The 11,590-nt window shown below is 69.2% G+C and carries 13 protein-coding genes; 5 read left to right on the forward strand and 8 right to left on the reverse strand.

The window, feature by feature from the left end; all coding sequences use genetic code 11:
* Positions 1–53: 53 nt before the first annotated feature.
* Entirely contained in the window at positions 54–758 is a 705-nt protein-coding gene (locus tag ACN6LB_RS00095) for a phosphatase PAP2 family protein (RefSeq protein WP_445024023.1), read from the forward strand.
* A gap of 210 nt (positions 759–968) precedes the next feature.
* Here ACN6LB_RS00095 and ACN6LB_RS00100 read toward each other — a convergent pair whose 3' ends face one another.
* Together ACN6LB_RS00100 and ACN6LB_RS00105 are read right to left on the reverse strand one after the other, a co-directional pair.
* Entirely contained in the window at positions 969–2,567 is a 1,599-nt protein-coding gene (locus tag ACN6LB_RS00100) for an FAD-binding oxidoreductase (protein ID WP_445024024.1), read from the reverse strand.
* 100 nt (positions 2,568–2,667) lie between these two features.
* Positions 2,668–2,841, reverse strand: a complete 174-nt coding sequence (locus ACN6LB_RS00105; protein WP_356144602.1) for a hypothetical protein — start codon at positions 2,839–2,841, stop codon at positions 2,668–2,670.
* 117 nt (positions 2,842–2,958) lie between these two features.
* Here ACN6LB_RS00105 and ACN6LB_RS00110 point away from each other — a divergent pair, with 117 nt between their 5' ends.
* Together ACN6LB_RS00110 and ACN6LB_RS00115 are read left to right on the forward strand one after the other, a co-directional pair.
* A complete protein-coding gene (locus tag ACN6LB_RS00110) occupies positions 2,959–3,795 on the forward strand; it encodes a hypothetical protein (RefSeq protein WP_445024025.1) in 837 nt (278 codons plus the stop codon).
* Positions 3,796–3,950: 155 nt separating this feature from the next.
* Positions 3,951–4,148 (forward strand): hypothetical protein, encoded by a 198-nt coding sequence (locus ACN6LB_RS00115; RefSeq protein WP_356144598.1) that lies wholly within the window; start codon positions 3,951–3,953, stop codon positions 4,146–4,148.
* Positions 4,149–4,229: 81 nt separating this feature from the next.
* On the opposite strand, the gene ACN6LB_RS00120 is transcribed toward ACN6LB_RS00115, so the two are convergent.
* The gene (locus ACN6LB_RS00120; protein ID WP_445024026.1) at positions 4,230–4,592 is read right to left on the reverse strand and encodes a metal-sensitive transcriptional regulator; all 363 of its coding nucleotides are present in this window, start codon (positions 4,590–4,592) and stop codon (positions 4,230–4,232) included.
* Between the two features lie 224 nt (positions 4,593–4,816).
* Between ACN6LB_RS00120 and ACN6LB_RS00125 the strand changes: the two genes are divergently transcribed.
* Both ACN6LB_RS00125 and ACN6LB_RS00130 read left to right on the forward strand, forming a co-directional pair.
* Positions 4,817–5,437, forward strand: coding sequence for a DUF47 domain-containing protein (locus tag ACN6LB_RS00125; RefSeq protein ID WP_356144594.1), 621 nt, complete (start codon positions 4,817–4,819; stop codon positions 5,435–5,437).
* Positions 5,438–5,444: 7 nt separating this feature from the next.
* On the forward strand, positions 5,445–6,443 hold the full coding sequence (locus ACN6LB_RS00130) for an inorganic phosphate transporter (RefSeq protein ID WP_356144592.1): 999 nt from the start codon (positions 5,445–5,447) through the stop codon (positions 6,441–6,443).
* 234 nt (positions 6,444–6,677) lie between these two features.
* On the opposite strand, the gene pstB is transcribed toward ACN6LB_RS00130, so the two are convergent.
* The 5 genes from pstB to ACN6LB_RS00155 all read right to left on the reverse strand — a co-directional run bounded on the left by pstB (position 6,678) and on the right by ACN6LB_RS00155 (position 11,589).
* A complete protein-coding gene (gene pstB, locus ACN6LB_RS00135; RefSeq protein ID WP_369234871.1) occupies positions 6,678–7,454 on the reverse strand; it encodes a phosphate ABC transporter ATP-binding protein PstB in 777 nt (258 codons plus the stop codon).
* Between the two features lie 54 nt (positions 7,455–7,508).
* The gene (gene pstA, locus ACN6LB_RS00140; RefSeq protein ID WP_445024027.1) at positions 7,509–8,570 is read right to left on the reverse strand and encodes a phosphate ABC transporter permease PstA; all 1,062 of its coding nucleotides are present in this window, start codon (positions 8,568–8,570) and stop codon (positions 7,509–7,511) included.
* Positions 8,567–9,574 carry a phosphate ABC transporter permease subunit PstC gene (gene pstC / locus ACN6LB_RS00145; RefSeq protein WP_356142471.1) on the reverse strand — a complete coding sequence of 336 codons (1,008 nt, stop codon included), beginning with the start codon at positions 9,572–9,574 and terminating at the stop codon, positions 8,567–8,569. The genes pstA and pstC overlap by 4 nt, the downstream gene beginning before the upstream one ends.
* 104 nt (positions 9,575–9,678) lie before the next feature.
* Positions 9,679–10,806 (reverse strand): phosphate ABC transporter substrate-binding protein PstS, encoded by a 1,128-nt coding sequence (gene pstS, locus ACN6LB_RS00150; RefSeq protein ID WP_356142473.1) that lies wholly within the window; start codon positions 10,804–10,806, stop codon positions 9,679–9,681.
* 369 nt (positions 10,807–11,175) lie between these two features.
* Positions 11,176–11,589: an NUDIX hydrolase gene (locus tag ACN6LB_RS00155; RefSeq protein WP_356142475.1), complete on the reverse strand. Its 414-nt coding sequence runs from the start codon at positions 11,587–11,589 to the stop codon at positions 11,176–11,178.
* Between the last annotated feature and the right edge of the window lies 1 nt (position 11,590).

Genomic DNA, 11,590 nt, shown 5'->3' on the forward strand with positions numbered 1-11,590 from the left:
GGCGCGCGAAAGGTGCGCCCGCGAGAACATGACGACGAAGGGGCCGCAGCACCATGGCTGGACTCGCCGAATCCGGTTCGAACCCCGACGTCGAGCTGCTCTACAACATCAATGGCCTGGCCAAGGACGCGCCGCGCTGGTTCGACCGGGTCATGGAGTTCGTCGGTGAGTACGGGCTGCTGCTCGCCATGGTGCTGCTCGTGCTGTGGTGCTGGTGGACCGTGCGGCGCCGGGGCGACGAGGGCGCGGCGGCTTCCGTGGCCGGGCTTGTGTGGGCGCCGCTCGCCGCCGGGATCGCTGTGCTCGTGAACGTGCCGATACGGGGGTTCGTGGAGCGGCCCCGGCCCTTTGTCGACCATCAGGGGCTCGACGTGCTCGTCAGCGGCAAGAGCGACTTCTCGTTCGTGAGCGATCACGCGACGCTCACCATGGCGATGGGGGTCGCGCTGTTCGTCGCGAACCGGAAGTTCGGGCTGGTGGGGATCGGGCTGGCGCTGCTTGAGGGGTTCTGCCGGGTGTACATGGGCGTGCACTATCCGACGGATGTCGTGGGTGGGTTCGCGCTCGGCACGGCGGTTGCTCTGCTGCTGTCGCCGCTCGCGATGCTTCTGCTGACGCCGGTGGCCAAAGCGGTGGAGCGGTCGCCTCGGGTGGGGTGGCTGGTTCGGGCGCGGGGTGCGGTGGCTGTGGGGCAGGAGGCGGCGATTCCCGGGGCTCGGGCGGGGGCGTCTGCCGAGGAGCGGGATCTCGCCGCGTAGGGCTGAGCCGGAGGGTTTTTCGCCCCCTCCGCCCCTACCCTTCCCGTTGACCTGGGGGCTGCGCCCCCTTTCCCCCGCTTCGGCCTGAACGGCCTCGTCCTCAAACGCCGGACGGGCTGAAATGCGCCCCCATCGGGTGGGTGGGGGATGGTGGGGTGTTCTCAAGCGCCGGACGGGCTGAAAGATCAAGCGGCGGACGGGCTGAACCCCCTACAGCGCCTGCGGGAACGTGAAGAAGCGGTTTGGGTCGTACTGGTTCTTCAGGGTTTTCAGGCGGGAGGCGGCGGGGCCGTAGTAGGCCTCGCGCCAGTTGGTGAGGGTGGGGTCGGTGTAGTTCTGGTAGGCGGCGCCGGAGGCGTAGGGCTCCATGGCGGTGTGGGCTGCGGTCAGCCAGGACTGGCCGGTCGTGCCGGAGGTGCCCGCCTGCCAGGAGACGATGTACTGGGCGAGCATCCGCGAGCGGCGGTGCACGAAGGCCGTCGCCGTGGGCGAGACCCGGTTGACCGCCCCGCCGAGCGCCGTCAGGGCGATGCTGCCCGCGCCGCCCCGTACCGTCGTCATCTGCTTCATCAGGGTCTGGATGCCGGCGGCCGACAGCGAGACGTCGAAGAAGTCCGAGCGGGCCGCGTACGTCTCGCGGCCCAGCGCACCCTGCGGGGAGCGGCCCGGTGTCGAACCCGGCAGGTGGCACTGGGCGTCCGTGGCGAAGGACGAACAGCCCGCGTACACCTCCATCGAGTCCTCGTACGAGCGGCGCTTGAGCGAGACGCTGCGCGCCGGGGCGCCGATCCTGTCCGCCAGGCGGTCCACCGCGTTCTGGAGTTCGCCGTACGTGCCGAGCGAGAACGCGGCTATGGAGATCGTGGGCGTCCCCCCGGCCGCGTTCGCGAGGTGGCACGAGGACCAGATCTCGTCCGGCTGGTTGGGGCCCCACTCCTGCCAGGCCTTGATCACGGCGGCGGCCTTCGCCCAGGGCCAGGTCATGTACGCCGAGACGGCCTGCGGCGCCGGGTGGGTCTTGAAGCGCAGCTCGGTGACGACACCGAAGTTGCCGTTGCCCGCGCCGCGCAGCGCCCAGAAGAGATCCTTGTTCTCCGTGGCGTTCGCGGTGAGCTGCTTGCCGTCGGCCGTGATCAGCGTCGCCTGCGTGAGGCTGTCGCAGGTCAGGCCGTACGCGCGGGAGACCACACCGTGGCCGCCGCCGAGGGTCAGACCCGAGACGCCGACGGTGGGGCAGGAGCCCGCGGGAATGGTCACGCCCTGCGCGGCGAGGGCGCGGTAGACGTCGATCAGCTTGGAACCGGCGCCGACCACCGCCGTGCCGCCGCTCGCCCGGATCTTGTTCAGCTTGGACACATCGAGAACGAGCCGGCCGTTCCCGGAGGACCACCCCGCGTACGAGTGGCCGCCGTTGCGGATCGACACCTTCACGTTGTGGGCGTGTGCGTACGCCAGCGTCGTGCGGATGTCGTCCGCGTGCGCGACGTAGGCGACGGCCGTGGGCTTCAGGGAGTCGAAGCGGGTGTTGTACAGCTGGCGGGCCGCCGCCCAGGCGCGGTCGCCCGGCCGGATCAGGGCGCCGTCCAGGTCCCTGGCCAGGGCGCTCAGGTTCGCGGCGGCGGCACGGGTGCCGGTGCTCGCGCCGGTGGCGGACGTGTGGGTCGACGTACGGGTCGCTGTCGCGGTCGTCGTGCCGGTGGTCTCGCCGGCTCCCGCCGCCTTGCCGCCGCCGTCGTCGCCGTTGCACGCGGACGTGGCCGCCGTCGCGATCGCGGCCGCCGCGCCGCCGATGAACGTACGCCGTTGCATGTGCGCCCCGCCTCCTGTTGGTTCCCGTGGAACGAGACGAGTCTCCGGTCCCAGGGGTTCCAAGACGACTTTCCCGGAACCTCCACGACACCGGGGGGTATCAGGCCCCGGGGCTCAGCCCGTCGTGTCCCTCCGCGTCCGCTCTCGCCAGGCTCCGCGCCCGGCGGGCCGGGCCGCGCCAGCCGCAGGTGCAGCGGGCCAGGCAGAAGCGCCCCTGCTCGATCGTCGTCGTCCGGTGTTCCGCGGAGGTGTCGACCTCGTCGTGCTGCGCCACACCGACAACGTTACCCAAGGCAAGTGAACGATTCGTGCCCGCGTGACGGTGGCCCCTACTCGTCGTTAACCGGACAACGGAAGGACCCGGTACGGACCGGCTGGGGGTCGGCAGGCGATGGTGGGGCAGCAGCACAGGCGGCGTACGGGCGCAGGGGTCCTCGCGGCCGCGGCGGGGCTCATGATCTGCGCCACCGGATGCGCGGGCGGCGGGGACGGCGGCGAGGACGCGCGCGCCGCAGCCGCTCCCGTCGACGCCCTGCACCGGGCCGCCGACACCCTGGTGCGGGCGGGCAGTTCCAAGGCCCGTACGTCGATGGAGATGGCCACCGGCGGTACCCGCGTCACCATTCGCGGCGCGGGTGTGTACGACTACACGAAGCAGCTGGGCCGGATGAAGGTGCTGCTGCCGCAGGACCCGGCGGGCACCAGCGAGCACCGGCCGATCACCGAACTCCTCGCCCCGGGCGCCCTGTTCATGAAGAACAGGGGAGCGGGTGTGCCCGCCGACAAGTGGGTGCGCGTCGACACGGCCGGCCTCTCCGACGGGAACCTGGTGACGGGCGGCGCCACCGACCCGTTCGCCGCCGCCGAGTTGCTGCGGGGGGCGCGGACGGCGACGTACATCGGCAAGACCGAGGTGGCCGGGACGCCGGTGCGGCACTACCGCGGCACCGCCGATCTGACCGTGGCCGCGCGGAGCGCGTCGAAGGGCAACCGGAACGCGTTGGGGGCGGCGGCGAAAGGGTTCGCCACCGCCCAAGTGCCGTTCGACGCCTACCTCGACGACCAGGGGCGCATCCGCAAGGTCCGGCATCGCTTCAGCTTCGTCAACGGACAGCAGAAGGGCACCGTCGCGGTCGCCTCGACGACGCTGCTGTACGACTTCGGGGTCCGCGCGGACGTACGGCTGCCGCGGGCCCGGGACATCTACGCCGGGAAGATCGCGGAGTAGGGGCGGGACAGGGAGGGAGTACGGGGAGCGGTCGAGGGTAGCCGCGGTGGGGGCGGCGTAGGAGGAGTTGGGGGGCTGGAAATGGCCCTTCCGTGCCATGCGCGGTGCGTAGGCCGCTCCCTACTCTAGGAAGTCGGTGACGGCAGGAAGAGGTGATGCACGTGGCTCCGGTCGGCGGTACGGCAGTTCAGGACCACGTGGCCCTCGCCGAGATCGAGCTGTGCGGCGACCTGATCATCGCGGCCTCGGCCGCCCGTGAGGACCGGCTCAGCCTTGAGAGCATCGACGAGGTGCTGAAAGTGGCCGAAGAGCGCGCCCACGAGTCCCCGCCCGGGGACACCGGCACGCGGTAGGCCGAACCCCCACGCACCAGGCGTGGCCGGGCCCCCGCCACGCCCCGCCTCTCATGTACGCGCCTCTCGCATACGCGTCGCTCACGTGCGCAGCAGTCGCCCGATGGCCTTCGTGGCCTCCTCGACCTTCGCGTCGATCTCGGTGCCGCCCTTGACCGCGGCGTCGGCGACGCAGTGGCGCAAATGCTCCTCCAGGAGCTGGAGCGCGAAGGACTGCAGGGCCTTCGTGGAGGCGGAGACCTGGGTGAGTATGTCGATGCAGTAGGTGTCCTCGTCGACCATGCGCTGCAGGCCGCGGATCTGGCCCTCGATCCGGCGCAGTCGCTTGAGGTGCTCGTCCTTCTGCTTGTGGTAGCCGTGGACGCCCCGGTCGTGGTCGGTCACCAGCTCCTGGGCCGGGCCGTCGCCGGAGGGCGCCGTCGCGTCGGCCTCGGTGGTCGTCATGGCGTCCTCCTCGTATCGGATACCGACAGATACCCCTGGTGGGTATATGGTATCGAACTTCGCAGGGTATATGGCTCTTGGTGACGGCCCTGGCCGGACCCCGTACCGCCCCCGTGTCGATCACTCTGCCTGATGGGCGACACTGGGGGACGGCCCATTAGCCGTGGCCGGATGATGCGCCTAGCATCAGCCTGACCGAAACCGATGCACCCCGAGGACCCCTTGTGCGCTTTCGTCTGACCCCCAGGGAGACGAGCTTCTACGACATGTTCTCCGCCTCCGCGGACAACATCGTCACGGGCTCGAAGCTCCTCATGGAACTGCTCGGGGCGGACACCGCCGGCCGGGCCGAGATCGCAGAGCGTATGCGGGCCGCGGAACACGCCGGTGACGACGCCACGCACGCGATCTTCCACCAGTTGAACTCCTCGTTCATCACGCCGTTCGACCGTGAGGACATCTACAACCTCGCGTCGTCCCTCGACGACATCATGGACTTCATGGAGGAGGCCGTCGACCTGGTCGTCCTCTACAACGTGGAGGAGCTGCCGAAGGGTGTCGAGCAGCAGATCGAGGTGCTCGCCCGCGCGGCCGAGCTGACCGCCGAGGCCATGCCGAACCTCCGCACCATGGACAACCTCACGGAGTACTGGATCGAGGTCAACCGCCTGGAGAACCAGGCCGACCAGATCCACCGCAAGCTGCTGGCCCACCTCTTCAACGGCAAGTACGAAGCCATCGAGGTACTCAAGCTCAAGCAGATCGTGGACGTGCTGGAAGAGGCGGCGGACGCGTTCGAGCACGTGGCGAACACGGTGGAGACCATCGCGGTCAAGGAGTCCTGACCCTTTCATGGACACCTTTGCGCTGGTCGTGACGATCGCCGTCGCGCTCGGCTTCACCTACACCAACGGCTTCCACGACTCGGCGAACGCGATCGCGACCTCGGTCTCGACGCGCGCGCTGACGCCGCGGGCCGCGCTCGCGATGGCCGCCGTGATGAACCTCGCCGGTGCCTTCCTGGGCAGCGGGGTCGCGCACACGGTCAGCAAGGGCCTGATCGAGACACCCGACGGCTCCAAGGGGATGGGGATCCTGTTCGCCGCCCTCATCGGCGCGATCGTCTGGAACCTCGTCACCTGGTACTTCGGTCTTCCCTCGTCCTCCTCGCACGCTCTGTTCGGCGGCATGGTGGGCGCGGCGCTCGCGGGCGGTACGGACGTCATCTGGTCCGGCGTCCTGGACAAGGTCGTCATCCCGATGTTCATCTCGCCGGTGGTCGGTCTGATCGCCGGTTATCTCGTGATGTGCGCGATCATGTGGCTGTTCCGGCGGTCCAACCCGCACAAGGCCAAGCGCGGTTTCCGTATCGCACAGACGGTGTCGGCGGCCGGTATGGCGCTCGGGCACGGTCTTCAGGACGCCCAGAAGACGATGGGCATCGTGGTGATGGCCCTGGTCATCGGGGACGTCCAGGGTGCCGACGACCCGATCCCGGTGTGGGTGAAGATCGCCTGTGCGCTGATGCTGTCGCTCGGTACGTATGCGGGTGGCTGGCGGATCATGCGGACGCTCGGTCGCAAGATCATCGAGCTGGATCCGCCGCAGGGGTTCGCCGCGGAGACGACGGGGGCGTCGATCATGTTCGCCACGGCGTTCATCTTCAAGGCGCCGATCTCGACGACTCACGTCATCACGTCCGCGATCATGGGCGTCGGGGCGACGAAGCGTGTGAAGGCCGTGCGGTGGGGTGTCGCGAAGAACATCATCCTGGGCTGGTTCATCACGATGCCCGCGGCAGCGCTGGTGGCTGCCGCCAGCTTCTGGGTCGTGAACCTGGCGTTCCTGTAGGGGTGGGTGCTGGGGGTGGGCCCTACGGGGTTTTCGCCCCCTCCGCCCCTACCCGTCCCGTACTCGGGGGCTCTGCCCCCGAACCCCCGCTCCTCAAACGCCGGAGGGGCTGGATATCTACGCCGGACGGGCTGGGCACAACTGAAACGGGCCCGCCCCCTGGGAGCCAGGGGGCGGGCCCTTCTCGTCCTCGCGGTGGCACCGCCATGCAGCACCGCGAGGGGTCTGGGTGGCTCAGCCGAAGCGGCCCGAGATGTAGTCCTCGGTCGCCTGGACGGACGGGTTGGAGAAGATCCGCTCCGTGTCGTCGATCTCGATGAGCCGGCCGGGCTGGCCGACCGCCGAGAGGTTGAAGAACGCCGTGCGGTCGGAGACGCGGGCGGCCTGCTGCATGTTGTGCGTCACGATGACGATCGTGAAGCGCTCCTTCAGCTCGCCGATCAGGTCCTCGATCGCGAGGGTGGAGATCGGGTCGAGCGCCGAGCAGGGCTCGTCCATGAGGAGGACCTTCGGCTCGACCGCGATCGCGCGGGCGATGCACAGGCGCTGCTGCTGACCACCGGACAGACCGGAACCCGGCTTGTTCAGGCGGTCCTTGACCTCGTTCCAGAGGTTCGCGCCCTTGAGGGACTTCTCCACGACGTCCGCCAGCTCCGACTTCTTGTACGAGCCGTTGAGCCGCAGGCCCGCCGCCACGTTGTCGAAGATCGACATGGTGGGGAACGGGTTCGGGCGCTGGAAGACCATCCCGACCTCGCGGCGTACCGACACCGGGTCGATGCCGGAGCCGTACAGGTCCTCGTCGTCCAGGAGCACCTTGCCCTCGACGCGGCCGCCGGGGGTGACCTCGTGCATACGGTTGAGGGTGCGCAGGAACGTCGACTTGCCGCAGCCGGAGGGGCCGATGAAGGCCGTCACCGAGCGGGGCTCGACGGTCATGGAGATGTCTTCGATCGCCTTGTGAGCGCTGTAGTAGGCGGTCAGACCGCTTACGTCGATTCGCTTGGCCATGGGGATCACTGCTTCTTTCGAGGGGGAAGTACGTCGGGTCGCTGATCGGCCGCGTCAGCGGCCCGTCTTGGGGGCCTTCCAGCGGGCGATGCCGCGGGCCACCAGGTTGAGGATCATCACAAAGGCGATCAGGGCGAGCGCCGCCGCCCATGCGCGGTCGTACGCCGCGTTGGAGCCCGCGCTGTTCGCGTACTGCTGGTAGATGTACAGCGGCAGCGAGGCCTGTGCGCCCTCGAAGGGGTTGGTGTTGATGAAGTTCGTGCCCCACACCAGCAGCAGTACGGGCGCGGTCTCGCCGGTGATGCGGGCGATCGACAGCATGATGCCGGTGGTGATGCCGCCGATGGAGGTCGGCAGGACCACCTTGAGGATGGTGCGCCACTTGGGCACGCCGAGCGCCAGGGACGCCTCGCGCAGCTCGTTCGGGACGAGCTTGAGCATCTCCTCGGTGGAGCGGACCACGACCGGCATCATCAGGATGGCCAGCGCGAGCGAACCGGCGAAGCCGAAGGGCTGCATCTCGAAGATCAGCATCAGGCTGAGGATGAACAGGCCCGCGACGATCGAGGGGATGCCGGTCATCACGTCGACGAAGAACGTGATGGCGGTGGAGAGCTTCCCGCGTCCGTACTCCACGAGGTAGACCGCGGTGAGCACACCGATCGGCGCCGCGATCAGGGTGGCGAGGCCGACCTGCTCCAGGGTGCCGATGATGGCGTGGTAGATACCGCCGCCGGTCTCGGAGTCGGCGACCACACCCATCGAGTGGGTCAGGAAGTAGACGTCGAAGACCTTCACACCGCGCGAGACGGTCGTCCAGATCAGCGAGGCCAGCGGGACGATCGCGATGAGGAAGGCGACCCAGACCAGCGAGGTGGCGATGCGGTCCTTGGCCTGGCGGCGGCCCTCGACGCGGGCGGCGATGCCGAACGTGCCGAGGAGGAAGAGGATCGCGGCGATCAGGCCCTGCTGGACCTTGCTGTCGAGGTCGGCGACGAGGCCGATCCCGATCGCGACGACGACGGAGCCGAGGGCGATCGCCCACGGTCCCCACTTGGGCAGCCGGGCGCCGCGCAGGGTGCTGGGGCGCTCTTCGGTGACGACGGCGTTGCTCATGCGTTGGCCCCCGAGTACTCCTTGCGGCGGGCGATGATCGCGCGGGCCGCGCCGTTGACCAGCAGGGTGATGACGAACAGCACCAGACCGGAGGCGATGAGGGCGTCACGGCCCTGCTCGGTCGCCTCGCCGAACTTGCTGGCGATGTTCTGCGCGAAGGTGCCGCCGCCCGGGTCCAGCAGGCTGCCGTGGATCAGGAAGTCCGGCGAGAGCACGGTGGCGACGGCCATCGTCTCGCCGAGGGCGCGGCCGAGGCCGAGCATCGAGGCGGAGATCACGCCGGAGCGGCCGAAGGGCAGCACCGACATGCGGATGACCTCCCAGCGCGTGGCGCCGAGGGCCAGCGCGGCCTCCTCGTGCATCTGCGGCACCTGCCGGAAGACCTCACGGCTCACGTTGGTGATGATCGGCAGGATCATGATCGCGAGCAGGATGCCGACGGTGAGCATGGAGCGCGGGGCGCCGCCCTGCCACTCGAAGATCCCGGTCCAGCCGAGGTAGGTGTCGAGCCAGCCGTAGAGGCCGGTCATGTGCGGCACGAGGATGAGGGCGCCCCACAGGCCGTACACGATGGACGGCACGGCGGCGAGCAGGTCGATCACGTACGCGATGGGGCCGCCGAAGCGGCGCGGGGCGTAGTGCGTGATGAACAGCGCGATGGCGACGGCGATCGGGACCGCGAGGGCCATGGCGATGATCGAGGAGACGACCGTGCCGAAGGCCAGCACCGCGATGCCGAAGGTCGGCGGGACGAGGTTGGTGTTCCACTCGAAGGTGGTGAGGAAGTTGCCGTGGTCCTTGCTGATGGCGAGGGACGCACGGTAGGTGAGGAAGACCGCGATGGCGGCCATGATCACCAGGAGGAAGATGCCGGACCCGCGGGAGAGAGCGAGGAAGATCCGGTCTCCGGGGCGGGTGGCGCCGCGGCTCGTGCCCTTCGGCTCGACCGCGGAAGGCAGGGGGGTGGGGGGAGGGGCGTCGGTGTTCTGCGTCGATATATCCATCGGGATCTCCGGTCTGCGGAGCCATACGCGACGTACGGCTCCAGGCGGCGGTGCACCGGACGGTGCGGCCCGGCCCCGCTGGGGGGCCAGGCCGCACGCTGGGGTCAGCTAAGGCCGTCGATGGTCGTACGGACCTTGGTGATGATCTCGGTCGGGACCGGCGCGTAGTCGATGCCGGACAGGACCTTCTGGCCGTCCTCGCTGGCGATGTAGCGCAGGAACGCCTTCGTCGCGGGCAGCGTGTCGGCCTTGTTGCCCTTGTCGCAGACGATCTCGTAGGTGACGAGCGTGATCGGGTAGGCGCCCTCGGCCTTCGTCGCGTAGTCCATCTTCAGCGACAGGTCCTTGCCGGTGCCGACGACCTTGGCGGCCGCGATGGCCTTGGTGGCGCTGTCGACGCTGGCCTCGACCGGGGCGGAGGCGCCGGTGGCGAGCTTGGCCGGGGTGATGCCGTCCTTGGCGTACGACAGCTCCATGTAGCCGATCGCGCCGGAGGTCTGCTTCACCTGCTGGGCGACACCGGAGGACTGCGGAGCGGACTGGCCGCCCTTGGCCTGCCAGGCCTTGCCGCCGGAGTACTTCCAGTTGTCGGGCGTCGCGGCGATCAGGTACTTCGTGAAGTTGTCCGTGGTGCCGGACTCGTCCGAGCGGTGGAACGCCTGGATCTTGAGGTCGGGAAGCTTCGCGTCGGGGTTCAGCTTCTTGATCGCCGCGTCGTTCCACTTGGTGATCTTGCTGTCGAAGATCTTCGCGAGGGTCGGGGCGTCCAGCACCAGACCGTCGACACCGGGAACGTTGTAGCCGACGGCGATCGGGCCGCCGACCATCGGGAGGTCGATGCCCGTGCCGCCGGAGCAGACCTTCTTGGAGGCGGCGACCTCTTCGGGCTTCAGCGCGGAGTCCGAACCGGCGAAGGCGACCGTGCCCTGGGTGAACGCGGTGACGCCGGCGCCGGAGCCGCCGCCCTTGTAGTTGATCTGCACACCCGAGCAGGCCTGCGTGAACGCCTTGACCCAGGCGTCGATCGCGTTCTTCTGCGCGGACGAGCCGTCGGCGAGGAGCTGGCCCTTGGCGTCGTCACACTTGATCGAACCGGCAGCGGCGGTGGAGGTCTTGCCGCCGTTGTCCTTGCTGCCGGTGTCGTCGGAGCCGCACGCCGTGAGGGCCAGGGCGCCGGAGACGGCGAGAGCACCGAGGGTGAGGGCCCGCCGGTTCATGCGCTGAAGCTTCACTGAGGGAGTTCCTTCCAGGAGCCGCCGTCCTGAATTCGGCGGCGTGCGGAGTCTGCGAGACACGGGGAGGCATCCAGGACGCCTCTCGCATCGGTAAGGCCGAAAGTAGGCAGAACAGGTGAAGGCGCCGATGGCCGGAAGTGAACGGGGGGTGAACCCCTGCGGACGGTGCGGTGAGGTAACGGAACGCTTACGCCGAGGACACGGAGTCATTCCGGCCGCTCACGCGTGGCTCGTGACGGTACGCAACCGATCGGACCTGATCGTGTGCGTACGGCTACGGAGTTCCGGACATCCCCCGTTCGCCTCCGCTTTCCCGTGTGTCACTCACGCGGACATCGAGGGGCTCAGGTGTTCGGAACGCCGGCTCTACGCGTGGCGGAGCACGGCCAGGAGCTCGTCGACCAGGTCCTGGTCGCGGGGCTGGGTGAGGCGGGTGCGGGCGGCGGCCGGGGAGAGCCAGCGCAGCCGGTCGACCTCGCGGTTGGGGGTGAAGTGGCCTTCGGCGGCCTCGGCGGCCCAGTAACTCACCGACTTGCGGCGGCCGCCCGCGTAGTAGAGGACCGAGGGGAGACGGGCGCCCGGCTCGCAGCGGAATCCGGTCTCCTCCTCGACCTCGCGCAGCGCGCCGGCGAGGGCGCTCTCACCGCGCTTCAGCTTGCCCTTGGGGTGCGACCAGTCGTCGTACTTCGGCCGGTGGACGAGGGCGATCTCCAGCTCGCCGTCGACAGGGGAGCGGCGCCACAGCACGCAGCCCGCCGCCAGGATCGTGTCGTCGGTCATG

Source organism: Streptomyces sp. SAS_270 (assembly GCF_052543295.1).